Below are 26132 nucleotides of genomic sequence, written 5' to 3' on the forward strand. Positions count from 1 at the left end.
CCAGTGACACTCACCATGACCGCGGCACCCGTCGCACCGGCCACACCGGAGAGGACGCCGGCTCACCGGTGGGGCGGCCGTTGGCCGTTGCTGCCGCTGATCGCGACGGTTCTGCTCGTGGCCGTACCGTCCGACGACACGTCGCCCTGGGCCGTGGCCGGTGTGCCGGCGGCCGATCTCCTCTCGGGTGTGGCCGTCCTCGTCTGCGTGGCCCGGCTTCTGATCCTGCGCAGGCGTCCGCTCACACCGTCCGCGGCGATCGCGCTCGGGCTTCCCGTGGTGGGCCTGGCCCTGGCCACGGTCACCGCCGCCGACCCGGTGGCGGCCCTGCCGGGGTTCGTGCGGTACCTGCAGATCTTCGTCCTCGTACCGGCCGCTGTCCTGCTCCTGGTCAGGGACGCCGCAGGGTTCCGGGCCGTCGCGGCGGCCCTCGTGGTGCTGGCGGCCGTCCAGGGTGCGGCGGGGGTGCACCAGTACGTCACCGGCACCGGTGCCTCCTACATGGGGGAAAACATCCGCGCTGTCGGCACGTTCGGCCCCAGCGATGTGATGGGCATGGCCACGGTCGTCGGCTACGGCCTGGTGGCGGCCGCAGCGTACGCGCTCCGCACCCCCGCCGGCACACCGCGCCGGCTGAGGCCGTGGACTGCCGTGACCGCCGCGCTGCTTGCCGTCCCGCTCGTGCTGTCGTTCAGCCGGGGAGCGTGGATCGCGACGGCGGCGGGAGCACTCGCCGTGATCGCGCTGACCGGGCTCCGGCAGGCCGTCCGCGTCCTGGCGGTGCTGGGCACGGCCGGCGTCGTCCTGGTGGGCGGTTTCGGCGTCGGGTCGGAGATGATCTCGCAGCGGCTCACCAGCATCACCGAGGTGACCAGCGCGCCCGACCGGTCGGTGAACGACCGCTACACCATGTGGGCCGCTGCGGCGGGGATGTGGCGCGAGCACCCCGCGACCGGCGTCGGGCTGAAGGGCTTCCCCGCGCACCGGGACGGGCACGCCTCGATCGGGCTCTCCGCCGGCAGCGACACGGCGGGGGCAGGCCAGGAGTTCCGTAAGCAGCCGCTGCTCTCCCCCCACAACATGTATCTGCTGGTGCTCAGCGAGCAGGGACTCATCGGCTTCACCACGCTGGTGGGCTCCTGGGCGGCGCTCCTGGCCGGCGGGGTGCGCAGGCTGGTGCTCGCACGGGCCCGTGGAGCCGCGGCAGTCGACTGCGGGCTCGCCGCCGTCGGGCTGATGACCTGGCAGACGGTCGACTTCCTGTACGCGGACATCGGCGGCCCTTCCACCGTCCTGACCGGGATCGTGCTCGGCCTCGCCGCGTGGTGGGCGCTGGCGGAGCCGGAGAGGACGGCCGACGCGTGAGGGGGACGGTCACGGATCCGGTCGCTGAGGTGCCGGTCACCGGAACATCCACGCGTGATTCCCCAGTGCGGTCGGGGCGATTCCTCGCCCGGGCGGCGGGGGGCGCCGCGGGGCTGACGGTGATCGCGGCCCTGCTGGGGCTCCTCCGGGACCAGGCCGTGGCCCGGCTCTTCGGCGCCAGTCACGCCAGCGACGCCTTTCTGATCGCCTGGACGGTGCCGGAGATGGCGGCCACGCTGCTGATCGAGGACGGCATGGCGCTGCTGCTCGTGCCCGCGTTCAGCCTGGCGCTGACCCGGCGGGCCGCCGGCGGCCACGCGCAGGACCCGGTCCGCGTCCTGGTGGCCGACACCCTCCCCCGGCTGTTCGCCGCGCTGGCCTGCGCGGGAGGGCTGCTGGTCTGGGGCGCGCCGTGGGTTGTCGGCATCCTGGCTCCCGGACTGGACGATCCCCGGCTCGCGGTGGACTGCACACGTCTGACGTCCGTCACGGTGCTCACCTTCGGCATCACGGGGTACTTCAGCGCGGCGTCGCGGGCGCACGGCAGGTTCCTGGCTCCGGCCGGTGTCTACATCGCGTACAACATCGGCATCATCGGCATGACGCTGGCGCTGCACTCCGTCTGGGGGGTGAGGGCCGCGGCCGCGGGGGTAGCCGTGGGCAGCGTGCTGATGATCCTGACCCTGCTCCCCACGTATCTGCGGCTGATGCCGGCGCGGAGCCGGAGGCCGGCGGCCCGGGAGCGGGGTTCCGGATCCGCCCTTCTCGGGGCGACGGTCCTGGCGCCCGTCGTCCTGTTCGTGGTGAGCCGTCAGTCGCAGGTCTTCGTCGAGCGTTTCCTCGCCTCGTCGCTGCCGGACGGCGCCATCTCCCATCTCAACTACGCGCAGAAGGTCGCGCAGCTGCCGATGGTACTGGCCATGATGATCTGCACGGTGACCTTCCCCGTCGTCGCCCGGGCGATGGCGGCCGGGGACCGGGAGGGTGCCAGGCAGCGGGTCGAACGGGATCTCGCCCTGGCCGGGACCGTGGTGCTGCTGGGCGCTGCCATGGTGCTCGGCTGTGCGCCCCGTATCGTCGAAGTCCTCTTCCAGCGCGGCGCCTTCGACGCCGCGGACACCGCCGCCACGGCCGGTGTCATGCGGGTCTACGCGCTCGGTCTGCTCGGCCACACCCTGGTCGGTGCCCTGTGCCGGCCGTACTTCTCGGCCGGCCGGCCCACCTGGTATCCGCTCGGCTCGATGGGTGCCGGACTCCTGGTCACCACTGCCGCCGGAGCCCTGCTGACCGGCCCGTTCGGCGTCAACGGCATCGCCGTCGCCAATGCCGTCGGCATCAGCACGGCCGCTCTGCTGATGCTCCTGGGCCTGGGCTCGCGGGCGGTCGCCGTACGGGCCTGGGCCGTCGCCCTCTCCCTCGCCCGGCCGGCTGCCGCGGCGGCGGCTGCCGCGGCAGCCGGCCGGCTGGCCACGGAGCTGGTGCCCAGACCGTTGCCGGGGCTGGCGGCCGGGTGCCTGATCGTGCCCATGACGTTCCTTCTCACCGCGCTCGTGCTCAGAATCCCCGATGCCGTTCATCTGCTGGCACTCATCCGACAGAGGTTCCGTCATGACCGCTGACACTTCGGCGCCCCGTGCCCGTACGTTCCCGTTCCGGTCCCAGCCGTGGATCCTGACCTACCACTCGGTGAGCGATCCCACGGAGGATCCGTACGGCATCACCGTCTCCGCCGACCGCCTGGACGAGCAGCTGACCTGGCTGCGGCGCCGGGGACTCACCGGTGTGGGGATCGCGGCGCTGCTGCGGGCGTGGCGCGCCGGGAAGCGAGGGCTGGTGGGGCTCACCTTCGACGACGGGTACGCCGATTTTCTCGACGAGGCACTCCCGGTACTGCTCGCCCACGGCTGTAACGCGACGGTGTTCGTCCTGCCCGGCCGGCCCGGCGGCTCCAACGCCTGGGATCCGCTCGGCCCGCGCAGACCGCTGCTGACCGAGGAGGGCATCCGCACCGTCGCCGCGGCGGGTATGGAGGTCGGTTCGCACGGCATGCTCCACCGGGATCTGACGGCGCTGTCCGACGACGAGCTGCGCCGGGAGACACACGGCAGCCGGGAGGCGCTGCGGCTCATCGTCCGGCAGGCTCCGTCCGGCTTCTGCTACCCGTACGGCACGGCCGACCGGCGGGTGGTCGAGTCCGTGCGGGAGGCGGGGTACGCGTACGGGTGCGCCCTCGCTCCCGGCTCGCTGTCGGGGCCGCTCGCCCTTCCCCGCACCCATGTCAGCCACGCCGACCGGGGCGCCCGCCTGCGGGCCAAGGAGGTACGGCACCGGCTGCGGCACCGCTCACCCGGCGCCATGGGGCCGGGTGACGCCGAGTGAGAGCGCTGCACGTCATCACCGGCCTCGGCGTCGGCGGGGCGGAGCAGCAGCTGCGGCTGCTGCTGCGTCATCTGCCGGTGCACTGCGACGTCGTGACGCTCACCAACCCGGGAGCGGTCGCGGAAGGGCTCCGCGCGGACGGCGTCCGTGTCCGGGACCTGCGGATGAGGAGCAACCGGGATCTGGGCGCGGTGCCCCGGCTGGCCCGCCTCATCCGCCGCGGCTCGTACGACCTCGTGCACACGCACCTCTACCGTGCCTGTGTCTACGGCCGGATCGCGGCGCGTCTCGCCGGGACCACCGTCGTGTCGACGGAGCACTCGCTGGGGCGCGCGGAGATCGAGGGACGGCCGCTGACCCGCTCCACCCGGGAGCTCTATCTGCGCACCGAGCGGCTCGGGGCGGCGACGGTCGCCGTCTCCGACACCGTCGCGGGCAGGCTGCGCGACTGGGGTGTGCCGGCCGCCCGGATCCATACCGTGCCCAACGGCATCGATGTGGCGGCGTTCCGCTTCGACGGCGCGCGACGGCTCGCCACCCGTGCCCTGCTGGGTCTTCCCGACGGTGCCTTCGTGGTGGGGGGCGTGGGCAGGCTGGTTCCCGGCAAACGCTTCGACCTGCTGGTGCGTGCCGTCGCCGCGCTCCCCGGTGCCTGGCTCGTCCTGGCCGGGGACGGGCCGGAAGCCGGGGCCCTGCGCTCTCTCGCCGGCCGGCTCGGTGTGAGCGGCCGTGTCAGGTTCCTCGGCGAGTGCGGCGCCGCGGGTGCCGCGCCCGGCGTTCCGGCGGTGCTCAGTGCCCTCGACATGTTCGTCTCGGCGTCCCGCGAGGAGTCCTTCGGTCTTGCCGTCGTCGAGGCCCTGGCCGCGGGACTGCCCGTGGTGCACGCGGCCTGCCCCGCCATCGAGGACCTTCCGGCGGGCCGGGTGCCGGGCGCCACCCGCATCGACTCCGGCTCCGGCGCGGCGGATCCGACGGAGGAGCTGACAGCCGCGCTGCGCCGTCGCATGGAGAGCGGCGGCCCCAGGCTGCCGCCGCCTCCCGCAGTGGACCAGTACGACATCAGGCTCAGCAGCCGACGCCTCATGGACGTCTACGCACGGGCCATCGACACCGCCACAGTTCCCCCGACCGAGAGAGCACCATCATGACCGAGTCGCCCGAGCAGCAGCCGCCCGTCCCAGGACGGTTCCGCAGGCTCCGCCCCGCATCCGTACGGACCGGCCGGTGGCCGCTGCCCGCCTGTGTCCTGCTCGGAGCCGCCTGCGGATTCTCGTACGGCGTGCTCGCCCCGCCCGAGTACGCGGCCACCAGCTACGCCATGGTCACCGCCGGAAAGGACATCGATCCGGCCGCGGCCCTGGGCTACGCGCAGTCGTACGGCCGACTGGCCACCAGCGACGCCACCCTGGCCTACGCCAAAGGCGCCGCCGGGGAACCTGTGCGCGAACTACGCACGCACGTGCGGTCCGAGACCTCCCCGGACTCGCCCATGATCGCGGTCACCGGTACGTCGGCCGACCCGCGCCGTGCCGCGGACATCGCCGACGCGGTGACGGAGGCGGTGGTCGTCAGCAGCGGGCACGTCGCGAAGGAGACCGGCGTGAAACTGGTCAAGTTCTCGCACGCCGTGCCGCCCGTCGAGCCCGTGTCCCCGTCGACGCCGCTCGGTACGGCCGTGGGCGCCGCCGCCGGCGGTCTGGCCGGCGGACTGGTCCTGCTCGTCCGTCCGCGCCCCGGACGCCGGGACGCCGTGGCCCAGGTGCCGGGCCCCGCCCAGGGCGGCGCCACCGGCGAACGGGAGCTCGTGCGATGAACACCGGCCTCCGAGGGCGGCTCACCGTGACCCTCTGCCGGGATCTGCCGGACTTCGCGGAACTCGCCGCGGAGTGGGACGCGCTGCACCGCCGGTGTCCCACCGCCACGCCGTTCCAGAGCCACGCGTGGCTCCACTCGTGGTGGCTCTCCTACGGGGCCCCCGGGCGGCTCCGGGTCGTCCTGGTGCGCCGGGGCGGACGGCTGATCGGTGCGGCGCCGCTGATGCTCGTGCACCGCCCGATGCCCCTGCTGGTGCCGATGGGCGGGACGATCTCCGACTTCTTCGACATCCTGGTGGACGGCGAGGAAACCCCGGCAGCGGTCACCGCGCTGGAGCGCGGGCTCCACCGTGCGGCCGCGCACACGGTCGTGGACCTGCGGGAGGTCCGGCCCGACGCCTCGGCGCACCTGCTGTTCGAGGCGTGGTCCGGCGCCCGGAGCAGCCGCACGGACTCGACCTGCATGGAGCTGCCGGCCCAGCCGATCGACGCCCTCATCGGGCGAATGAGCGGTTCGCGTGCCCAGCGGGCCCGGGCCAAGCTGCGCAGGATCGACTCGGTGGGCATCGAGTGCCGTCCGGCTCCCGTGCACAGGGTGGCGGGCGCGATCGGCACGCTGCTGCGGCTGCATGAGCTCCAGTGGCTCGGCAGAGGGGTCAACCCCGAGCATCTGCGGCCCCGCTTCTGCGCGCATCTGGTGCGCTCCACCCGCCGGATGGTGCGCGACGGCGAGGCCTCGGTCAGGGAGTTCCTGCTCGACGGGGAGGTGGTGGCCGCCGATCTTTCGTACCGGTCGGCGCGGCTGACCGGGGGTTATCTCTACGGGGCCGATCCCCGGCTCAGAGAGGCGAAGGTGGACGTCTCCTTCATGCTGCTGCGCGAGATCGCACGGGAGGCCGGGGAGCTGGACCGCGGTGTGCTGAGTCTGCTGCGCGGTTCGGAGCAGTACAAGAGCCACTGGGGTCCCGTACCGGTCGTCAATCAGCGTCTGATGCTGTCCCGTTCCGCGCTGGAGCCGCTGTTGCGGCTGCGGGAGACGCAGGTGGCCGTCCGGGACCGGGCGGCGGAGACGGTGAAGTCCCGCTTTCCCGCCGCGCGGGACCGGCTCGGCCGGCTCAGCGAGCTGCCGGCGGCCGGTGCCGCGCTCATGGGCCGGAGTTGAGCCGTGATGATGAGTTTTGCGCCGATCCGTTACCGTCTGTCGACTTATCCGTTGTCAGGGCATAGCGGCCGCACGCTCGGCGGCCGGTTCCGATCCTCTCAAGGAGAACTGATGTCGCGTATCTCGAAGGTGGCCGCCGTCATGGCAGGTACCGGTGCCCTGATCGCCGGCGGCGCCGGCATGGCTGCCGCCGACTCCGGAGCGGAGGCCGTCGCGGCCAACTCCCCCGGTGTCCTTTCGGGCAACGCCGTCCAGGTGCCCGTCCACATCCCGGTGAACGTGTGCGGCAACACGGTGAACGTCATCGCCCTGCTGAACCCGGCGTTCGGCAACACCTGCGCGAACGTGTCGGACAGCCACGAGGACGAGGGCGACTACGCCTACGGCCACTGACCTCCCCCGAGGCGCCGTCCGGGCCTCCCCTCTCCGCGCGGAACGCGGCGAGGGGAGGCCCGGCCCCGTTCGGCAGGCGCTGCTCAGACGTACCGGTAGAGCCGACTGTGGTCCATGAGCTGCGAGGGTGCCACATCCCACGGCGGCATGGGCCGGTCGAGCACGAAGATCCTGTCCCGCTGCGGGTCGTCGGCGGGCAGAGCGCGGGCCGGCAGGTAGCGGGAGCGTGGATGCGCCTTCTGCCAGCGGGTCCACAGGAGGTCGATGAAGGCGTGATGCAGCCAGAAGACCGGGTCGTCGGGTGACGCGGCGCCCGCCATCGACCCGCCGATCCAGCGGTGCACCTGGTTGTGGTTGGCCACGCCCCGGCCCCCTCTGATGCCCCAGCCCTCGATCCTGTTCCGGAAGCCGGTGGTGCTGACACTGTTCCAGGGCGCGGCGTCGTACACGGGATCGCTCAGCGCACGGTCCACGTCGGCCGCCCCCGGCAGTGTGACGGGCGCGGAGGGCCGGCCGAAGTTGCGCCGCAGGAAGGGGTCGTCGGTGACTCCGGCGCGGATCCGCCAGTTTCCCTGCCGGTAGGCGAAGGGCCCGGTCATGACCTGCCGGTCGCCCGGCCTGCCGTTGCCGCCGAGGAAGCCCTCCGCCCAGAGTGACGCGCTCGCCGTGTTGTCCCGCGTCCAGTCCCAGTAGGGAATCGATACGCGCGAGTCGACCGCCCGCAGCGCCTTCTCGAACTCCAGGAGGTATCTGCGGTGCCACGGGAAGAAGGACGGGGTCATGTGGGCGGGCCGTGGCCTGCTCTCGGCGTCGGTGACGTAGAACTGCCGGTGCAGGGTGACGAACTCGTCGTAGCGACCCGATCGTTTGAGCTCCAGGATCGCGTCGACCAGGCGCTTCTTCTCGGTGCGCGTGAGGTCGCGCTGATTCTTGCGGCTGTACACGCGTGCTCGTCCTTAAGGGCTCAGATGGTGTGCGGGGAGGAGGCCGAGAGCTGGGCGGCGCCGAGTTCGTCGACGGCCGCCCGGGCCGTCTCCAGGAGCGTGGGGAACGACTCGTAGTGGTTGACGGTGCTGAGATAGCTCCCGTCGGCGCGCCTCATCACGTGCAGCGTCCTCCCGTCGACGCTGACCTCGGTGCCGGGCGCCGCGGCGGCGGCCTCGGCCTCGCCGGCGAACGGCTGGGCTCCGGCCGGCACCATGGCCGTTGCCGTGCCACGGATCTCGCGGCCCTTGTACAGCTCGGAGAAGCGCTCGGGCCCCATGGCTTCGCGCTCCTGGACGGAGCCTCCGGGCTCCCGGGGCCCGAGGAGGACCGGGGTGAGCGCGCCGCCGGTTCCGGCGACCACGGTGGCGGTGAAGGCGGTGCGCAGCACCGCGCGGCGGCCAGGCCGCGGGGCGGCCGTGGGCTCCCCGCTCGTGCCGTCGGTCGGATTCATGGTGGTGTGCCTTCCTCTTGTGCGCTCCGGCCAGGTGTCCCGCTCGAGTGGGCAACGAGACGGAGCGTGAACGGTTCTCATCCGTAGGGCATCACGCGGCCGTGGGAATTGGTGGCGCCGTGCGGCCGTGTCGGCCGCACGGGCGCCGTCCACCGGGTCAGCATGGCCGTCCGAACTCCCGGAGGTTGTGCATGAACGCCCCGACGCAGGTGCCCACGGTCCACGTGCGAGGAACGGCCCTCGCCGATCCGGCCGACCCGGCGTTCTGGCGGCTGCCCCGGCCCGAGCGGCTGTCCGCGTTCGCCCGGCTGAGGGAGCTCGACGCCCCGGTCCTCCTCACTCCTCGTACGGGCTCGCGTACGCCGTTCTACGCGTTGGTGACCCACGCGGACGTGCGGGCGGCCAGCCGGCAGCCGCAGGTCTTCGCCAGCGCCCCGGGCGTCACCATTCCGGAACCGGCCCCCTGGGCCAAGGCGGTGTTCGGCAACTCCATGGTCAACATGGACGGAGCCGAGCACGCGGGTCTGCGCAGGACCATCTCCCGCGCCTTCACCCCGAGGCTGCTCGCCGCCGCCGAGGAGAACATCGACGCCGTCGCCCGCCGGCTGGTGGACGAGATGGCCGCGGAGGGACCAGGCGACTTCATGCGCTCGGCTCCCTCCCGTATGCCGTTCGAGGTCATCTGCGACCTCATGGGCATCCCCGCACGCCACCGGGGCCGTATCGCCGCGCGCATCGACCACGCGTCGGAGTACGTCGGGGTGCAGAGACGCGGCCGTACCCGGCTGCGGATCCCTGGGCGTGGCCTGCGCTCACTCGCCCGCATGCAGCTGGAGATGGCGGGCATCGCCCGTGAGCGGCGCCGCGCCCCGGCTGACGACGTGATCACGGCGCTCGTCCGCGCGGACGTCGGCGGCCGAACCCTGTCCTCGCGTCAGCTCGGCGCGTTCTTCTCGCTGCTGCTCGTGGCGGGTGTGGAGACCACCCGGAACGCGCTCGCCCACGGGCTGGTCCTCCTGACCGCGCATCCGGAGCAACGGGCTCTGCTGGAGTCCGACTTCGACCGCTACGCCGACGGCGCGGTCGACGAGATCGTCCGCCACTCGACGCCGATCATCCAGTTCCGGCGGACGGTGGCGGCCGAACACACGCTCGGCGGGCACACCTTTCTGCCCGGGGAAAAGGTCGTACTTCTCTACGCGTCCGCCAACCGTGACGCGTCCGTCTTCGACGACCCCGATTCCTTCGACATCACCCGGTCACCGAATCCGCATCTCGGATACGGAGGCGGGGGCCCGCACCACTGTCTGGGGGCGCATCTCGCGAAACTGGAGATGAAGGCTTTCTTCCGAGAAATGCTCACACGACTGAAAGGCGTACGGACTTCGGCCGAACCGGGTCTGGTCGATTCCAATTTCGACAACCGGGTCCGCTCCCTTCCTTTCACCTTCGAGACACGTCACCCGAACGGCCCGCTCTGAACCTGCGCGTGTCGCGAATGGTCTATTCGCAGGTGGTCCCGCAGCCCATTGTCGAATCTTTCTCCTTAGGGTCGACAGGGTCGGAGTCAGGCCGCAATCCAAGGAGGAGCCGTGCCCGTACAGCGCCGTCTCATCAACTTCGGCGTCGGGGCGACCGCGCTCTGCCTCCTCGTCGGCGGTGCGGTCCTCGCCGGCCATGACACCACGGACACGCAGGCCGGCAAGGGCGCGGCCCAGCAGGCGCCGGAGCCGGACACGACGACCGCCGTCGGCGCCTATCTGGACTACGGGCCGAAGGGTGTGCAGCGGATGGAAGAGCTCTCCCGCTGGCTCGGCGGTACGGAGCTCCGCGTCGGGCACAGTTACCTGCCGGGCGACCTGTGGGAGAACATCGAGGGCCGCCCCGGCTTCCTCGCCTCGTGGGCTGCCTGGCGGAAGGCGGACGAGGACCGGATGTTCGTGCTCAACACTCCCATGCTGGAGCGGAACGAGGAGCATGTCTCCGACGACGAGGTGCGCGGCCTGCTGCGGGCGGGCGCCGAGGGGCGGTTCGACGAGCACTTCCGCCGGCTGGCCGAGCGTCTGGTCCGGCTGGGCGTCCCGGACACGGTCATCGTCCTCGGCTGGGAGATGAACGGGACGACGTACACACACCGGTGCGGCCCCGATCCCACCGCGTGGAAGGAGTACTGGAACCGCGTCGTCACCACGATGCGGTCCGTGTCCGGCCAGAAGTTCCGCTTCGACTTCGCTCCGAGCAGGGGGCGGGACGCCGTGCCCTGGACGGAGTGCTATCCGGGCGACGACGTCGTGGACATCATCGGCATGGACTCCTACGACCAGCCTCCCGCGCGGACCTTCGACGAGCAGGTGAACGAACCGTACGGTCTGCAGAAGCAGGTGGACTTCGCGGCCGAGCACGGCAAGCCGATCTCGTTCCCGGAGTGGGGACTGTTCCGCAACGGCGACAACTCCGAGTACATGCGCCGCATGCTGGAGTGGATGGAGCGGCACAAGCCGGTCTACCAGACGATCACGGACTACTGCCCGCACGGGGTATGGCAGTGCGCCGACAATCCCGAGTCCTCCCGGGTGTTCCGCGAGATGCTGAGCGGGCTGCCTGACGCGACAGGGCCCTCGGCGCCCGCTCCCGACCCGAGCGGGACGCCGACCGCGCCGAAGCCCGACAAGCCGGCGCCGACGTCGCCCGCACCGGACACGAACGGGTCCGGATGGTGCTTCACCGTCCCGCTGAGCGAGTGGTTCGGCCAGTGGCTCGGCGACCGCGAACTCTGCCTGCGCGACTGAGGGCGCTCGCTCCGGCGATGTCACATCCGCGGCAGCCGCTCCGTCATGGTGGCAGGCGGCGCGGACCCGGGAACGGCGTTCCGGGGCCCGCGCCGGCGTACCGGGCAAGGCACGAGCGCAGGCTGGTGGTGCCGGTGAGGGTGCCCGGTGCCGTGGGAGCCGCCATGGCGGGCGACGGCCGGCTGCCGGCCGGCCCGGGACCGCGGGGCACGGAGACCTTAGACGAGTGGCTCGCCCGCGCTGTCACACGGGGAGCGTGACAGAACCCCGTCCTCCGTCGCTCACCACCCGGTCCACAGCAGATGGTTGACCAGCAGGGCGACTACGGCCTGGGCGGCCAGCCAGCGGCGTCTGCCGATGTCCGGAAGCAGAGCGGCGGCGGGAATCAGCCAGACGACGAAGGGCTGCCAGATGCGTTCCGTCTCGGCCTTGCTCATCCCGGACAGATCCGCGGCGGCAAGGGCGAGGAGCGCGGCCAGGGTGAGGATCGCCAGCCGCTGAGAGGCCGTCGCGGTGCCGGAGAGGAGACCGCGTACGGCGGCGGGGGCGGAAACCGCCGTACGGCGCAGACCGGCGACGGTGGCGAGTCCCGCGGCGAGTGCGGTGCAGGCGAGGTTCGCCCAGACCCAGTAGGAGTAGGGACGGGTTCCGCCCGCACCCTGGTAGTAGCGCTCGACCAGCAGATGGTAGGCCTCCCACCAGTTGAAGCCCGCCAGGGTGAAAACCGCGGGTACGACCAGTGCGCCGAGCAGGAGGAGGCCGAGCGGGCGTGCCGTCCGGGCCAGCACGAGGACGGCTGCCAGCAAGGCCGCGACGAGCGTCAGGCCGTAACTGAGGTAGCAGGTCAGCCCGAACAGCAGTCCGGAGCCCAGCGCCGCGGCTGCCGGGTGGCGGGCCGTGCGGGTCGCGGCGAGAGCCAGCAGTGCCACGGACCACGCGGCGACGGCGGCGAAGTAGCCGTCCGCCGAGGTGCCGGTCCAGACGGCGAAGGGGGCGAGGACGAGGAACGGGGCCGCGCGCCGCGCGAGGTGCTCGCCCGTCAGGGCGCGCAGCGCGACCATGACGGCCACCGCGGCGGAGCCCCCGAGCACGATGCACCACATGCCCGCCCACGCGCCGCCCCCGAGTCCCGCGCGGTCCAGGCCGACGAAGGTGAGCGTGGCGCCCGGCGGGTGCCCGGCGACGTGGGCCGGCCAGTTGCCCGGCGGACCGATCACGATGTGGTCGGTGAATCCCCGCAGGGCGGCGCCGATGTCGTCGAAGCGGTCGATCACACGCAGGTATTCGTGCTTGGTGGTCAGCCTGCGCGCGATCCCCCGGTACCAGCCCTCGATGAGTGCGAGCGAGAGGATCCACGCCACCGAGCCGGCCCAGCAGGTGAGCAGCAGCCGCCGCCAGGGGAGCCTGGCCGCGAGCCGTGGCCCGTACGCGACGACCGCCACGGCCACCGCGAGGGCGGCCGGAGTACCGGGGCCGACGTGCGGGTCCCAGGAGGCCAGGAGGGGCGGCCAGTGGACCTGCAGGCTGCCGTCGCCCTCCTGGATCACCCATCCGACCGCCATGGCCACGGCCACCAGCAGCGCTCCCGCGGCGGCGGCCGTCAGGTCCCGAGAGCGGCCGGCGGGATCGGGGGTGGGGGCGGATTCGTCGATGGTGGCGGGCACGGTGGGCTCGGGGGGCCGGATGCGGTCACTGCGTTCCTCGGTCGTCACGCAGGCACGCTACGCACCGACGGGGGCCAGGAGGCGGTGCGACGCCGCCGCGTCACACAACCGTCAGATCCGGTGACGGGTGATCCGCCCCGCGCCTCGGACGTCAGACTTTCGTCAGGAGTCGTACGCCACTCGGAGCGGGGTCTTCGGCTTAACGTCGGCACATGGGCGACAGACATCGGCGGACCGGTACGCACCTCCCCTCCCCCGGCTTCCCTCCTCCCACCGAACCGGCCTTCTGGCGCAGTCCGGTGCGCGGGGTCCGGTTCACGGCCGTACTCGGCGTGGTTCTCCTCGCCGGGATCACCCTGCTGTTCGTGACCGGCCTGCTGTCGTACGCGGCGTACAACCCGGATCTCGCCGCCGTGAACGACAAGACACCGGCCAGGGGGTGGCTGGGCTTCTACCTGTTCGACTGGCCCACGGGGCCCCACTGGCTGTACCGGCTGACCCAGGGGGTCCACGTGACCCTCGGCATCGTTCTGGTGCCCGTGCTCCTCGCCAAGCTGTGGTCGGTGATCCCGAAGCTCTTCGCACTGCCGCCGGCTCGGTCGGCCGGGCATGCCCTGGAGCGGCTGTCGCTGCTGCTGCTCGTGGGCGGGGCGCTCTTCGAGTTCGTCACGGGGCTGCTCAACATCCAGTTGGAGTACCTGTTCCCCGGTTCCTTCTATCCCCTGCACTTCTACGGGGCGTGGGTGTTCTTCGCCGCGTTCCTCGCCCATACCTGCCTCAAGCTCCCCCGGGCGCTACGGGTACTGCGCCATGGTCTGCCCACGGCGGAGATTGACGAACTCGCCTCGCCGCGTCCCGCGCCGCCGACCGTCTCCCGGCGCGGTGCCCTGGCGGTCGTGGGGGCGGGGTCGCTGCTCCTGCTGGTGACCTCCGCCGGCCGGAGCTTCGACGGCGGGCTGCGGCGGACCGCCCTGCTGACCCCGCGCGGCGGCGCCGAACCCGGTCCCGGGCCCAACGGCTTCCAGATCAACAAGACGGCCGCGAAGGTGGGCATCCCTCCGGCCGCGACGGGGGAGCGCTGGCGGCTCACCGTCGTCGGACCGGCCGGGGAGGTCCAGTTGTCACGAGCGGAGCTCCTGGCCATGGAACAGCACAGCGCGGCGCTGCCCATCGCCTGTGTGGAGGGCTGGTCGACATCCGACCAGTGGTGGCGCGGGGTCCGTCTGCGCGATCTCGCGGAGCTCGCCGGCTTTCCCGAAGGGCCACCGGGGGTGCTGGTGGAGTCCCTCCAGCGCAGCGGGCCGTTCCGGAGGGTGGCGCTCAGGGACAACCAGGTGCGCGACCCGCGGTCGCTGCTGGCGCTGGGCGTCAACGGTGAGCCCCTGTCGCCGGATCACGGCTACCCGGCGCGCGTCATCGTGCCCGCCGCCCCCGGTGTGATGAATACCAAATGGGTGAGCCGACTGACGTTCGGAGAGCTGTGATGCGGGTTCTGCGCCGCTGGTACGGGGAGGGGCCGCTGCACCTGCTGCTGATGGTCTCGTCGTTCGCCCTCACGGGTTACGCGGGAGTGCGGCTGCTCGACGGGGACACACTCATGATCCTCGTGTGGTTCGTGGGCGCCGCGCTCGCGCACGACCTGGTGCTGGTGCCGCTGTACTCGGCGGCGGACCGTGCCCTGCGGGTCCCGTTCGCCCGGCGCCCGGGGCTGGTGAACTTCGTACGGGTACCGCTGCTCCTCTCCGGGCTGCTCCTGCTGATGTGGTTCCCTCTGATCACGCGTCACTCGGAGCTCTACGAGCCCGCGAGCGGGATGTCCCCCGACAGATTCCTGGGCAACTGGTTGCTGATCACGGCCGCGCTGTTCGCCGTGTCGGCGCTCTGGCTGGTCGTACGGACCGTCCGGGCGCGGCGCAGGGCGAGGAACGGACGGCCGTCGGCCTCCCACTGATCGACGGGCTTCCAGTCCTCCGACCGCGCGTACCCGAGCAGCGCGGACACCCCGGCACGGGCCCATGGGAAGTGGGGTGCGTCGGCGTTCCCCCGGCCGTCGTCGATGCGTACCTGGACCTGCTCGTCCACTTCATGGGGTGCGGCCTCCGTGATGAGCAGTCCCCCCGGCGCCAGCACGGCGGCGACCCGGCGGAGCAGGGCCCTGGGGTCACCGCCGATCCCGATGTTGCCGTCGATGAGCAGGGCCGTCCCCCAGCGGCCCTCCCCGGGCAGCGGCTCGAACACGCTGCGGCGGAGCGCCGATCCGCCGATCCTCTGGGTGCGGCCGATGGCGGCCTCGCTCACGTCGATACCCAGCGCGCGGTGTCCACGCTCGGTCAGCGCCGCCACCAGCCGGCCGGGTCCGCACCCGATGTCGATGACCGGTCCCTCGCTGAGGCGGAGTGCCGACAGGTCGGCGGCGTCGGCGTCCGCGCACCAGCGTTCGATGTCAAGCGGCAGGAGCCACCCGTCCTTCCGCCGGAGGAACAGCGGGCCGCGGCCCCGGCTGACCGCGCGCGCGTACGGATCGGTCACCCAGGGGACGGGGGCCGGGCCTGCCGGCGGGAGCACCGTGCTCATCGGACCTCCGCCCGGTCCAGGCGGGAAAGAGCCGAGGCGAACAGGCCGTGGGGCGCCTCGGCGGCGACGTGCAGCGCGTCCTCGGCGGTGTCCACGTCGCGCAGCGGCGGCAGATCCCGCACGGTGAGGCCCGCGCCGGTCAGGCGTGCCCGCTGGATCGTGCCCGTGCCGGGGCGGGACATCGGCACGCCCCGCACGAGGGACGGGTCGGGGGCGGCCAGGCCCAGCGCCCAGAAGCCGCCGTCCTCGGCGGGTCCGAACCAGGCGTCGCAGGCATCCCAGCCGCCCGGGGAGAGGGCGGGTGCCAGCAGGGCCGGGGTGATCTGGGGCGTGTCCATCCCGACGAGGAGTGCCGGTCCGTCACATGTCCCGAACGCCGCCGCGATGCGTTCGTCGAGGGTGCCCGCGCTCTGCGGGAGCACGTCGAATCCCTGCGGCATCCAGGGGCCGGGGCGGCCTTCGAGCACCAGGACCCGTCGCAGGGCGGGAAGGGTGAGCACGGTCCGCAGGGTGTCCTCGAGGGCCGCGGTGGCGAGCTCCGCGGCCTCGCCGGGACTGAACGGCGGTGTGAGCCGGGTCTTGACCCGGCCGGGGACCGGTTCCTTTGCGATGACCAGCAGGGTCGTCGCCCCGGCGGTCGGTGTCCTTGCGCTCATCGTGATGCCTCCGCCCTGTCGCTCCGCGAGGCCTGCGGAGGCGGTTGCCGCAACACGGCACGCATGTCCCGCACGGCGTGCCAGGTCCCGCGCCAGGTGCCGGTGACCTTGGACTTCCCTGTCCGGGGCAGATACGGCACGTCCGTCTCGGCGACGCGCAGTCCGGCGTCCGAGGCGCGCACCACCATCTGGAGCGGGTAGCCGCTGCGACGGTCCGTCAGGCCGAGGGCCAGGAGCGCCTCCCGGCGCACTGCCCGCATCGGCCCGAGGTCGTGCAGCCGGAGGCCGGTACGGCGACGGAGCATTCCGGACAGGGCGGTGTTGCCCAGTCTGGCGTGCAGGGGCCACGCGCCGCGGGCCGTGGGGCGGCGCCGGCCGAGAAGAAGGTCGCTCTCCCCCTCGGCGATCCGCCGGACGAAGCCAGGGAGCAGCGCCGGGTCCAGCGAGCCGTCGCAGTCGCAGAAGCAGACGTACTCCGCCTCGGCGGCGAGCAGCCCCGCGTGGCAGGCGGAGCCGAAGCCACGGCGCGGTTCGTGCACGACGGTCGCGCCGAGCGAGCGGGCGATGTCCGCCGACCCGTCGGTGGACCCGTTGTCGACGACGATGGCCCGCCACCCGGCGGGAACCCGGGCCAGTACCCGGGGCAGGGCCTCGGCCTCGTCGAGGCAGGGCAGAACGATGTCGGCGCGGATGCGGTCGGCGAGATCCGCCGGTGGGGAATCGGTCACGCCGATCACCCTACGGAGCGGAAACCGGCATTCCGGGCTTCAGGTTCTTACGAAACGTGGACGTCGACCATGTGGCGGCCGGGGGCCGTCCGTCCGAACGGCCGGTGATGCCACAGTGGCAGCATGCAGAACATCTCCTCCCCCCGGGACCACCGTGCCCCGTCACCGACCGGTCGCGGGGACGGCGTGTCGCACGGCCGGGTTCTCGTCGTGGACGACGATCCGACGGTCGCGGAGGTCGCGGCGGGGTATCTGGAACGCGCGGGCTACGACGTCGAGCGGGCGGACGACGGGCCGGCGGCGCTGGAACGCTTCGCGGCTCTGCGGCCCGATCTGGTGGTCCTCGACCTGATGCTGCCCGGCATGGACGGCTTCGAGGTGTGCCGCCGGATGCGTGCGCAGGGGCCGGTTCCCGTCATCATGCTCACCGCGAGAGGGGACGAGGAAGACAGGATCCTCGGGCTGGAGACAGGCGCGGACGACTACGTGACCAAGCCCTTCAGCCCGCGTGAGCTCGTGCTGCGGGTGGACTCGGTCCTGCGCCGGGGCAGGCGCGCCGAGGCAGATCCGCCCGCCCGGCTCGGCGGAGCCGGGCTCCGCCTGGATCCGCTCGCCCGCCGTGCGACCCGTGACGGCCGGGACCTCGCTCTCACGCTCCGGGAATTCGATCTGCTCGCGTTCTTCCTGAGCCACCCGGGACGGGCCTTCGCCCGCGAGGAGCTCATGCGGGAGGTCTGGGGCTGGGACTTCGGCGATCTCTCGACGGTGACGGTCCATGTGCGCCGGCTGCGGGGCAAGGTCGAGACCGACCCCGCCCGCCCCGTTCTGATCCAGACCGTGTGGGGCGTGGGTTACCGCATGGATCTGCCGGACGACGACGCTCCCGGGAGCTGAGCACATGACCGACATCCTGCTCATCGCCCTCCTCGCCTTTCTCGGCGCCGCAGCGGCCGGACTGCTGGGCGCGCTGGCTCTGCGGCTGCTCCGGCACCGCCCCCTGGTGGTCTCCCTGACCGTCGTCGCAGCGGTGGCCGTCACGGCGATGCTGGCCGGGACCCTCACCGTGGCCTGGGCGATGTTCCTCTCTCCGCACGACCTGACGGTGGTGACGACCGTCGTCGCCATGGCCGCCGCCGTGTCCCTCGTGACCGCGATGCTGCTGGGGCGCTGGGTGGCCGCCAGGAGCCGGGACCTGACGCTGGCCGCCCGCGACTTCGGCGAAGGGGGCACGTTCGCGGCCCCGGAGGGGCTGGCCACCGCGGAACTCGCCGCGCTCACCCGCGAACTGGCGGCGACCAGCGAGAAGCTCGAGACCTCCCGGGACCGCGAGCGTGCCCTGGAGAGGTCTCGCCGGGAGCTCGTCGCGTGGATCTCGCACGATCTGCGGACCCCGCTGACCGGGCTGCGCGCCATGTCCGAGGCGCTGGAGGACGGCATGGCCCCGGACTCCGGCCGCTATCTGCGGCAGATACGCAGGGAGGTGGAGCGCATGAACGACATGGTCGGTGATCTCTTCGAACTGTCCCGGATCCATGCGGGGTCGCTCACGCTGACCCCCACCCGGGTCTCCGCCCACGACCTGGTCGGTGACGCGCTCGCCGGGGCCCATCCGCTGGCCCGCGAACACGGGGTCCGTCTCGTCGGCGACCGGGTGGACGCCGTGCCGGTGGAGGTCGACAGCAAGGAGATGAGCCGGGTCCTGGGCAACCTCCTGATCAACGCGATCCGGCGCACCCCGGCCGACGGGACGGTCGCGATGGCCGCGCGGCGTTCGCCCGGCGGTCTCGTGCTCTCGGTGACGGACGGGTGCGGCGGGATCCCCGAGGAGGAGCTTGCGCGGGTGTTCGACACGGGGTGGAGGGGCAGCCCGGCCCGTACGCCGCCGGCGGGGGCGGGGCTGGGACTGGCCATCGTCCGCGGGATCGTCGAGGCCCACTCCGGCCGCGCGGACGTACGGAACGTGACCGGTGGCTGCTGCTTCGAGGTCACTCTTCCCGCGGCATCGGGCTGAGGCCGGGCCGTCCGGTCACCCGGCGCTCCGCAGGGGCGCCGTGGCGAACTCCCGCATCCCCTCGGCGAACTCCGTCTCCGGCTTCCAGCCGAGCTCCTCACGCAGGCGGCGCGAGTCCGCGGTCACGTGGCGGACGTCCCCGAGGCGGTACTCACCGGTGACGACGGGGGCCGGGCCGCCGTGGGCGGAGGCGAGGGCACGGGCCATCTCACCGATGGTGTGCGGTGTGCCGCTTCCCGTGTTGTAGGCGTCGAAGGTGCCCGGCTCCCGCTCCTCCAGCGCCGCGAGTGCCACGGCGTTGGCCGCCGCGACGTCCCGTACGTGCACGAAGTCGCGCCGCTGGCCGCCGTCCTCGAACACCTGAGGGGCCTCGCCCCGGGCCAGGGCCGACCGGAAGAAGGACGCGACACCGGCGTAAGGGGTGTCTCGCGGCATCCCCGGCCCGTACACGTTGTGATAGCGCAACGCGACGGCCCGTCCGCCCGTCGCGCGTGTCCAGGCGGCGGCGATGTGTTCCTGTGCGAGCTTCGTCGCCGCGTAGACGTTGCGCGGGTCTCCGGCCGCGTCCTCGGTGACCAGACCGGGCACCAGCTCGGCGCCGCAGGCCGGGCATCGCGGCTCGAACCGTCCCGCGTCGAGGTCGGCGACAGCCCTGGCGCCCGGCCTGACGGAGCCGTGCCGGGGACAGTCGTAGCGCCCTTCGCCGTAGACGACCATCGAGCCGGCGAGCACCAGGTCCCGGACACCGGCCGCCGCCATCTCCGCGAGCAGCACCGCGGTTCCGAGGTCGTTGCACCCGACGTACTCCGGCGCGTCCGCGAAGTCCTTGCCGAGACCGACCATCGCCGCCTGGTGGCACACGGCGTCGACCCCGGACAGCGCCCCGGCCACCGCCTCCCGGTCCCTCACGTCCGCGACGACGGTCCGGACGCCCGGCGGCAGACGACCGGCCGCGAGGGCCCCGGCGCCGTGCGCGGACGGCAGCAGTGCGTCGAGGACCACCGGCTCGTGCCCTCCGGCGGCGAGAGTCCGGACGATGTTCGACCCGATGAACCCGGCTCCGCCGGTGACCAGTACACGCATGGCCGCCACGCTAGGCCGCCCGGAGGCGGGAAGGACGGCGCGGCACGCCCACGTCACGGAACCGTAAGACCACGCGCCCTCCGGTGGTTCCGCCCTGGCGGCGGCCGGCGCACCGACGGATTCCGGCGACGCGCGGCACGTCCCTCCGACGCGTCGCTTCCCGATCACACGGGTCTCTTCGATACTGGGTGCCGTACGCGTCTGACCGGAGGACCGGATTCACGCCGACGGCCGGCCGGCATCATCGGCCTGCCGTCGCTCTCCCCAGGAGGAACCGTTGCGCATGCTCATCAACGTGCCGGAGACCGTCGTCGCGGACGGACTCCGCGGAATGGCCGCCGCCCACCCGGAGCTCGTCGTGGACGCCGAGAAACGTCTCGTCGTCCGGCGCGACGCCCCGGTGGCGGGCAAGGTGGGGCTCGTATCGGGCGGCGGGTCCGGGCACGAGCCGCTGCACGCGGGGTTCGTCGGGCCCGGGATGCTGTCCGCCGCGTGCCCCGGGGAGATCTTCACCTCGCCGGTGCCCGATCAGATGGTGCGGGCGGCCGTCGCGGTCGACAGCGGTGCCGGCGTGTTGTTCGTCGTGAAGAACTACACGGGGGACGTGCTGAACTTCGACATGGCCGCCGAGCTCGCCGAGGACGAGGGCGTCCAGATCGCCCGCGTCCTGGTCGACGACGACGTGGCGGTGGACGACAGCACGTTCACCGCGGGCCGGCGCGGCACCGGCGCGACGCTGTTCGTCGAGAAGCTCGCCGGTGCCCTCGCCGACGAGGGCGCGCCGCTGGAGCGGGTGGAGTCCCTGGCGCGGCGCGTGAACGAGTCCTCCCGGAGCTTCGGGGTGGCGCTCAGCTCCGTCACCACTCCGGCGAGGGGCACGCCGACGTTCGATCTCCCGCCGGGCGAACTGGAATTGGGGATCGGTATCCACGGAGAGCCGGGCCGGGAGCGCCGCCCGATGATGACGTCCCGGGAGATCGCGGACTTCGCGGTCCACGCGGTGCTGGAGGACCTGCGGCCCAGCGGCCCCGTGCTCGTGCTGGTCAACGGGATGGGCGCGACTCCGCTGCTGGAGCTGTACGGGTTCAATGCCGAGGTACAGCGGGTGCTGTCGGAGCGAGGCGTGACGGTGGCTCGTACCCTGGTCGGCAACTACGTGACGTCGCTCGACATGGCAGGCTGTTCGGTGACGCTCTGCCAGGTGGACGAGGAGATGGTGCGGCTCTGGGACGCGCCGGTACAGACGCCCGCGCTCCGCTGGGGCCGGTGAACGGACTTTCCACCGTGTGTGAGGAACAGGAGATCTTGTGCTCGACACCGATTTCTTCCGTCGCTGGATGGCCGCCACGGCGGCTGCCGTCGACCGTGAGTCGGACCGGCTGACCGACCTCGACGCCGCGATCGGGGACGCCGATCACGGGAGCAACATGCGGCGCGGTTTCGCAGCGGTGAGTGACGTCCTCGACAAGGAGGCCCCCTCCGCGCCCGGGGCGGTGCTGACGCTGGCCGGCCGGCAGCTGATCTCGACGGTCGGCGGGGCGTCGGGGCCGCTGTACGGGACTCTCCTGCGCCGCACCGGGAAGACGCTGGGCGACGCACCCGAGGTGACGCCGGCTCAGCTGGCCGAGGCCCTCGGGGCGGGCGTCGCCGCGGTGGCCCAGCTCGGCGGGGCGCAGGCGGGGGACAAGACGATGCTCGACGCGCTGCTCCCCGCCGTCGAGGTGCTGGGTTCCTCGTTCGAGGAGGCCCGCGACGCGGCGCTGGCCGGTGCTCTGGAGACCGTGCCGCTTCGGGCCCGCAAGGGCAGGGCCAGCTACCTGGGCGAGCGCAGCATCGGACACCAGGACCCGGGGGCCGCGTCGGCGGCGCTGCTGGTCGGGGCGCTCGTCGAGGCCGCGGGACCGAGTGCCGGAGGCGGCGCATGAGCGACGAGAAGCAGGTCGGGATCGTCCTGGTCTCGCACAGTGGACCGGTGGCGGAAGCCGTCGTAGAGCTGGCCCGGGGGCTGGCGGCCGGTGGTGCGACGGCACCGGTGGCGGCAGCGGGAGGCACCTCGGCCGGAGGCCTGGGGACGAGTGCGGAGCTGATCGCCGAGGCGGCGAGGACCGTCGACAGGGGTGTCGGGGTCGCACTGCTCGTGGACCTCGGGAGCGCGGTGCTCACCGTCAAGTCCATGCTGGCAGAGGGTGACGAACTGCCCGACGGGGCACGGCTGGTGGACGCCCCGTTCGTGGAGGGCGCGGTCGCCGCGCTGGTGACGGCGTCGGCGGGGGGCGACCTGGACACCGTGGAGGCGGCTGCCACGGACGCATACGGCTACCGGAAGGCGTGAAGGGACTGCGCCGCCCTGCCACGGCTCGAACCCGGCGCACCACAAGGAACCACCGCGCGGCTCCCGGACCTGGTCCGGGAGCCGCGCGGTGGTGCGGCACACGACGGGGCGTCAGGCGGCGGGCGCCACTGCCCCGGCCGCGATCTCGATCCGTGCCTGACGGGTGACGCCGTTGACGGTCACCGCGAGCGTGACGGCGCCCGGCCGGAGGGCGGTGAGCGTGCCCGTGGCTGGGTCCAGCGCCGCGAGGTGGCGCCGGTGGGCGCCGTCCGCGTCACCGATGTGGACGTTCGGCGAACCGGCCCAGTCCGCGCTGAGCGGGAACGCCGCGGGAACGGTCCGAGTGCCCTGGGTGACGTTGGCGCTCACCTTCGTCCGCTCCCCCGCGACGAGCGCGGAGGGGGCGTCCAGGGCCAGTACGTCGACATGGGCGCGGGTCTGCGCGGAGACCCAGTCGGGGCCGCCCCGCCACGGCTGCCGGCGCGCCTGCGACTGTTCGCCGGGCGAGACGCGGTCGGCGCCGATCAGGGACCAGCCGGTGAATCCGCCCTCGTCCGCGGGGCCTGCCGGCGCCTTGCCGGAGTTCCCGTTGACCAGGTACGGGACTCCGTCCACGTGCGAGGCGTGGAAGACCCCGACATGGCTGCCGATGAGGGCCGCCCCTTTGCCGGTCGTGCGCCGGAAGTCCGCGAGCCACTGTTCGACGAGGGCGGCTTCCTTGCGGTCGCTCAGCTGACTTCCCTTCTGCACGGTCGGATCGCGCGGGGGCACGTGCTCGATCAGCATCACGGAGCCCACGGACCGGTCCTTCGCCGCCGCGTCCAGCTGGGCGCGCAGTTCCTTGATCTGGTCGAAGCCGCCGCCCCGCAGGCTGAGACTCGATGTGTCGAGCGTGACGACCCGGGTGCCCTCGTGGTCGAACGTCCGCCGGGCCGGACCGAACTGTGCGATGAAGTTGTCGATCTTTCCGCCCATCACCTCGTGGTTGCCCGGCACGTAGTACCAGGGCAGCGAGTCGCCGAGCTCCTCGTCGAGGACCTGTCGGGCGAAGGCCAGGTCGGCGGGCGAGCCCTCGTCGACGAGGTCACCGTTGACGACCAGGAAGTCGGGGTGCGCCGCCTTGATCTCGCGCAGGGTGCGGCGGGCCTGCTGGACGATGGCGCTGTCAGGTTCGCGTGCGACGAACTGGGCGTCCGACATCACCGCGAACTGCCAGTCCCGGCCCTCGGTCACGGCGGCAGGGTCGATCAACGGGTCTGCGCTTTCCGGCTGTTCGGGCAGGTCGACGGTGGGCGGCACCTGGGCGGTCAGGTCGTCGACGACGATCTCGCCGGTGTACTGCCGGGCCGCGGCCGTCTCGGCGAGGTAGAAGCGGTACACGGACAACGGCATCGCCGCGCCGGGCGGCACGGCGAAGGTGACCTGCCGCCAGCCGGTCCAGGTGATGTAAGGCCCCCGCAGCAGCTGGTCCGAGCCCGCGGCGTCCCTGAGGTGCAGGGTCGGCCAGGCACCGTTGCCGTCGCCCTTGATCCAGAGCGTGTACGCCTGCGGCTGGCCCGGCACGGCGACGGGCTCCGGCGGGGCGGCGTAGGCGGCGCGCGTCGCCGTCGACCGGGTGAAGTCGTAGGTGAGCCGGAGGCCGGTGCCGGTGTGTCCGTCCGGCGTCGCTGCGAGCGAACCGTCCGCGCGGGCCTGGCTGAACTTCCAGGATCCGGCGTCCTCGAAGTCCGCCGCGGACTGCTCCGTGAGGCCGACACTCACCGCGAGGACCGTACTGACGCCTGCCACCGTGGCCTTGATCTGCCCCGCTCCGGAGCCGGTGAGTGACCTCACGGTGAAGGACCCGCGGCCGTTGTCGTCGACGGCGAACAGCGTGTGGTCGTAGTCGAGGCGGATGTCCCCCGGCTCGACGGGAGCGCTCGTGCCGTGGGCGTCCAGTCCGAGGATGCCGAAGCCGCCGGTGGCCTCCTTGTCCGCCAGGCCGACACGCGCGGTGGTGGACCGGATCCGGTCCAGCCGGTCCAGGACGGTGAGCCGGGTTCCGCCGTGGGCACCGGCATGTTCGGCCCGGACGTCGGTCGTGCCGCTGCGGCGTGCGGTGAACCTGCCCCGGCCGTCGACCCTGCCGACGGCAGCGTCGGCCGCGCGCCAGCGCGGGGTCCCCTCGGCGGGGCCGTACGTCTCGTCGTATCCGGCCGCGGTGAGCTGCCGGGTCAGGCCGGGGAAGACCCGCTCGGGGTGACCGCCGCCGACCGGGTCGTCGCCGGGGGCGGTACCGGCCGGCATACGGGTCTCGACCCAGAACCCTTCGAGCCGGCCGCTGCCGTCGGGGGCGGTCAGGGCGAGACCGTTGGGGACGGTGCGCTCGCTGCCGTCGGACGGGCTGTTCTCGACCTGGAGCGTGTCGCTGCCCGGCTCACGGGCGACGAGCGTCGACGATCCTCCGCCGTCGAGGTTCAGGGCGCTGTACGAGCCGGCCTTGCGCATCATCTCGCCCAGTTCGGTGAGGGTGACGCCCCCGCTGTCGGCCTGGCGGCCGTCGACGGTGATGACCTGCATGGTCCGGCCGTCCCGGGAGAACCCGACGGCGGTGCGGGGCGCCGCGGTGTTGTTGCCCTCGCCGTCGTGGTCCTGCGCCGCCCCGTCGGCGACGAGCAGTTCCCGGCCGCCCACGGCGGTACGTGGTACGGCTCCGCCGTCGGTGCGTGCCCGGTAGGCGATGCCGACCGGGTCGCCGGGCTTCAGCGAGGTCAGGAGTTCCGCCCCGGCCTCGCGGCCGACGAGCACCACGGTGTCCTCGGGCACGGGTCCCGGTCCGGGGGTGCCCGGCGCGGAGACGACCTTGCCGTCGCGCACGGCCACTTCGGCAACGGGCTGCGCGTCGTCGACGGTCAGCGCGCGGTCGGCGCTGCCCCAGGCGGAGGTGTAGGCACCCACGCCCCCGGCCGGTACGTTCGCCGCGTTGTACGCGGCGAGCGGGTTCGCGCCCGAGGGCAGAGTCAGAGTGCCGTCGAAGTACAGCTCCAGGACGCGGCCCGCGTTCTCCGGCCCGATGCCCACCGCACGGTTGGCGCCCGGGGCCGGGGAGTGGACCGTCCGGCCGTCCTTCACGCCGGGGCCCTGGGGCGCCCCGGTCTGGTTGATGTCGAAGAAGTCCGCGTTGACCGCGGCGACGGTACGACGGCCCTGCCCGGGGTCGTGGCCGGCAGCGAGCTCGGAGACCGTGTGCCGGTCCGCGACCTTGCCCGAGGAGAGGTAGTCGGCGCGCACCCCGCTGCCGCCCAGATCGACGGAGAGGGTGTCGACCCGCAGCCACTTGTCGGATTCGAGACGGTCGTAGGAGCTCAGCCGTACGCCGGGGGCGACGGGGCGGGAGGCTCGGGCGGTCTCGATGCCGTCGCCGTCCACGACGGATCTCGCTTCGCCGGACGGGCCGCTCGCGGCCGGCGGGGCGACGGGTCTGAGGATCTCGGCGGTGGTGTGCGGGCGGGGGTCCGGAGTCGCGTCGGCGGCTGCGGGTGCGACAGCGCCGGCCGCCGTCACTGCCACCGTAGCCAGCAGCACGAGTGGCCGCAGGGTGCCTCGGAGTGTGCCAGGGCCCACAGATCCTCCTGGTGCAGAGCGGATTACGCGCAGAACGCGCTGTCGGCGGACAGCATGACCGGGCCCGGTGGGACGCACCAGGGGACAACGGGGACATCAGGAGGAACAGCGCGCGGCGAGGGAGTGCCCCCCGGCGGTCCC

The 26132-nt window shown here is 72.8% G+C and carries 23 protein-coding genes; 15 read left to right on the forward strand and 8 right to left on the reverse strand.

All coding sequences use genetic code 11. The features are described 5' to 3' along the window. The first annotated feature begins 15 nt into the window (after positions 1 to 15). From ACIREO_RS12395 to ACIREO_RS12425, 7 genes are all read left to right on the forward strand, one after another. The gene (locus ACIREO_RS12395) at positions 16 to 1365 is read left to right on the forward strand and encodes an O-antigen ligase family protein (protein ID WP_404107883.1); all 1350 of its coding nucleotides are present in this window, start codon (positions 16 to 18) and stop codon (positions 1363 to 1365) included. Next, a complete protein-coding gene (locus ACIREO_RS12400) occupies positions 1362 to 2984 on the forward strand; it encodes a lipid II flippase MurJ (RefSeq protein ID WP_404107886.1) in 1623 nt (540 codons plus the stop codon). Before ACIREO_RS12395 ends, ACIREO_RS12400 begins: the two co-directional genes overlap by 4 nt. Then, on the forward strand, positions 2974 to 3744 hold the full coding sequence (locus tag ACIREO_RS12405; protein WP_404107888.1) for a polysaccharide deacetylase family protein: 771 nt from the start codon (positions 2974 to 2976) through the stop codon (positions 3742 to 3744). The genes ACIREO_RS12400 and ACIREO_RS12405 overlap by 11 nt, the downstream gene beginning before the upstream one ends. Beyond that, complete coding sequence (locus ACIREO_RS12410; protein WP_404107891.1) at positions 3741 to 4892, forward strand: glycosyltransferase; 1152 nt, start codon at positions 3741 to 3743, stop codon at positions 4890 to 4892. The genes ACIREO_RS12405 and ACIREO_RS12410 overlap by 4 nt, the downstream gene beginning before the upstream one ends. Beyond that, positions 4889 to 5557 (forward strand): YveK family protein, encoded by a 669-nt coding sequence (locus ACIREO_RS12415; RefSeq protein ID WP_404107895.1) that lies wholly within the window; start codon positions 4889 to 4891, stop codon positions 5555 to 5557. The genes ACIREO_RS12410 and ACIREO_RS12415 overlap by 4 nt, the downstream gene beginning before the upstream one ends. Then, a complete protein-coding gene (locus ACIREO_RS12420) occupies positions 5554 to 6720 on the forward strand; it encodes a GNAT family N-acetyltransferase (RefSeq protein ID WP_404107898.1) in 1167 nt (388 codons plus the stop codon). The genes ACIREO_RS12415 and ACIREO_RS12420 overlap by 4 nt, the downstream gene beginning before the upstream one ends. A 111-nt stretch (positions 6721 to 6831) precedes the next feature. After that, complete coding sequence (locus ACIREO_RS12425; protein WP_404107901.1) at positions 6832 to 7113, forward strand: chaplin; 282 nt, start codon at positions 6832 to 6834, stop codon at positions 7111 to 7113. A gap of 83 nt (positions 7114 to 7196) precedes the next feature. On the opposite strand, the gene ACIREO_RS12430 is transcribed toward ACIREO_RS12425, so the two are convergent. Both ACIREO_RS12430 and ACIREO_RS12435 read right to left on the reverse strand, forming a co-directional pair. After that, the gene (locus ACIREO_RS12430; RefSeq protein WP_404107904.1) at positions 7197 to 8057 is read right to left on the reverse strand and encodes a tyrosinase family protein; all 861 of its coding nucleotides are present in this window, start codon (positions 8055 to 8057) and stop codon (positions 7197 to 7199) included. 20 nt (positions 8058 to 8077) lie between these two features. Beyond that, the gene (locus ACIREO_RS12435; RefSeq protein WP_404107906.1) at positions 8078 to 8551 is read right to left on the reverse strand and encodes a tyrosinase family oxidase copper chaperone; all 474 of its coding nucleotides are present in this window, start codon (positions 8549 to 8551) and stop codon (positions 8078 to 8080) included. A 191-nt stretch (positions 8552 to 8742) separates the two neighbouring features. On the opposite strand from ACIREO_RS12435, the gene ACIREO_RS12440 reads away from it, so the two are divergent. Both ACIREO_RS12440 and ACIREO_RS12445 read left to right on the forward strand, forming a co-directional pair. Next, a complete protein-coding gene (locus ACIREO_RS12440) occupies positions 8743 to 10032 on the forward strand; it encodes a cytochrome P450 (protein ID WP_404107909.1) in 1290 nt (429 codons plus the stop codon). A 111-nt stretch (positions 10033 to 10143) separates the two neighbouring features. After that, entirely contained in the window at positions 10144 to 11340 is a 1197-nt protein-coding gene (locus ACIREO_RS12445; protein ID WP_404107912.1) for a glycoside hydrolase family 26 protein, read from the forward strand. A gap of 281 nt (positions 11341 to 11621) precedes the next feature. Here the strand turns inward: ACIREO_RS12445 and ACIREO_RS12450 are convergent, their stop codons facing one another. Next, the gene (locus ACIREO_RS12450; RefSeq protein ID WP_404107915.1) at positions 11622 to 13052 is read right to left on the reverse strand and encodes a hypothetical protein; all 1431 of its coding nucleotides are present in this window, start codon (positions 13050 to 13052) and stop codon (positions 11622 to 11624) included. A gap of 164 nt (positions 13053 to 13216) precedes the next feature. On the opposite strand from ACIREO_RS12450, the gene ACIREO_RS12455 reads away from it, so the two are divergent. Further along, positions 13217 to 14488 (forward strand): molybdopterin-dependent oxidoreductase, encoded by a 1272-nt coding sequence (locus ACIREO_RS12455; protein WP_404107917.1) that lies wholly within the window; start codon positions 13217 to 13219, stop codon positions 14486 to 14488. Between the two features lie 310 nt (positions 14489 to 14798). Here the strand turns inward: ACIREO_RS12455 and ACIREO_RS12460 are convergent, their stop codons facing one another. Genes ACIREO_RS12460 through ACIREO_RS12470 form a run of 3 tightly spaced genes read right to left on the reverse strand, consistent with a single transcriptional unit; the run spans position 14799 to position 16962 of the window. After that, a complete protein-coding gene (locus tag ACIREO_RS12460) occupies positions 14799 to 15578 on the reverse strand; it encodes a class I SAM-dependent methyltransferase (protein ID WP_404107919.1) in 780 nt (259 codons plus the stop codon). Further along, a complete protein-coding gene (locus tag ACIREO_RS12465; RefSeq protein ID WP_404107922.1) occupies positions 15575 to 16234 on the reverse strand; it encodes a DUF2064 domain-containing protein in 660 nt (219 codons plus the stop codon). The genes ACIREO_RS12460 and ACIREO_RS12465 overlap by 4 nt, the downstream gene beginning before the upstream one ends. Next, on the reverse strand, positions 16231 to 16962 hold the full coding sequence (locus ACIREO_RS12470) for a glycosyltransferase family 2 protein (RefSeq protein WP_404107925.1): 732 nt from the start codon (positions 16960 to 16962) through the stop codon (positions 16231 to 16233). The genes ACIREO_RS12465 and ACIREO_RS12470 overlap by 4 nt, the downstream gene beginning before the upstream one ends. A 123-nt stretch (positions 16963 to 17085) precedes the next feature. On the opposite strand from ACIREO_RS12470, the gene ACIREO_RS12475 reads away from it, so the two are divergent. Continuing rightward, positions 17086 to 17856 (forward strand): response regulator transcription factor, encoded by a 771-nt coding sequence (locus ACIREO_RS12475; protein ID WP_404107928.1) that lies wholly within the window; start codon positions 17086 to 17088, stop codon positions 17854 to 17856. 4 nt (positions 17857 to 17860) lie between these two features. Next, positions 17861 to 18973 carry a sensor histidine kinase gene (locus ACIREO_RS12480; protein ID WP_404107930.1) on the forward strand — a complete coding sequence of 371 codons (1113 nt, stop codon included), beginning with the start codon at positions 17861 to 17863 and terminating at the stop codon, positions 18971 to 18973. A 15-nt stretch (positions 18974 to 18988) separates the two neighbouring features. On the opposite strand, the gene ACIREO_RS12485 is transcribed toward ACIREO_RS12480, so the two are convergent. Then, positions 18989 to 20056 carry an NAD-dependent epimerase/dehydratase family protein gene (locus ACIREO_RS12485; RefSeq protein WP_404107933.1) on the reverse strand — a complete coding sequence of 356 codons (1068 nt, stop codon included), beginning with the start codon at positions 20054 to 20056 and terminating at the stop codon, positions 18989 to 18991. A gap of 277 nt (positions 20057 to 20333) precedes the next feature. Here ACIREO_RS12485 and dhaK point away from each other — a divergent pair, with 277 nt between their 5' ends. From dhaK to ACIREO_RS12500, 3 genes are read left to right on the forward strand one after another with little or no spacing between them, the layout of a single operon-like run. Then, a complete protein-coding gene (gene dhaK / locus ACIREO_RS12490) occupies positions 20334 to 21326 on the forward strand; it encodes a dihydroxyacetone kinase subunit DhaK (RefSeq protein WP_404107936.1) in 993 nt (330 codons plus the stop codon). 37 nt (positions 21327 to 21363) lie between these two features. Beyond that, positions 21364 to 21981, forward strand: coding sequence for a dihydroxyacetone kinase subunit DhaL (gene dhaL / locus ACIREO_RS12495; RefSeq protein WP_404107938.1), 618 nt, complete (start codon positions 21364 to 21366; stop codon positions 21979 to 21981). Continuing rightward, a complete protein-coding gene (locus ACIREO_RS12500; RefSeq protein WP_404107941.1) occupies positions 21978 to 22388 on the forward strand; it encodes a PTS-dependent dihydroxyacetone kinase phosphotransferase subunit DhaM in 411 nt (136 codons plus the stop codon). Before dhaL ends, ACIREO_RS12500 begins: the two co-directional genes overlap by 4 nt. A 111-nt stretch (positions 22389 to 22499) precedes the next feature. Here ACIREO_RS12500 and ACIREO_RS12505 read toward each other — a convergent pair whose 3' ends face one another. Next, complete coding sequence (locus ACIREO_RS12505; RefSeq protein ID WP_404107944.1) at positions 22500 to 25991, reverse strand: phosphodiester glycosidase family protein; 3492 nt, start codon at positions 25989 to 25991, stop codon at positions 22500 to 22502. Positions 25992 to 26132 lie beyond the last annotated feature (141 nt).

The sequence above is a fragment of the Streptomyces sp. NPDC102441 genome, assembly GCF_044765585.1.
Lineage (GTDB): Bacteria > Actinomycetota > Actinomycetes > Streptomycetales > Streptomycetaceae > Streptomyces.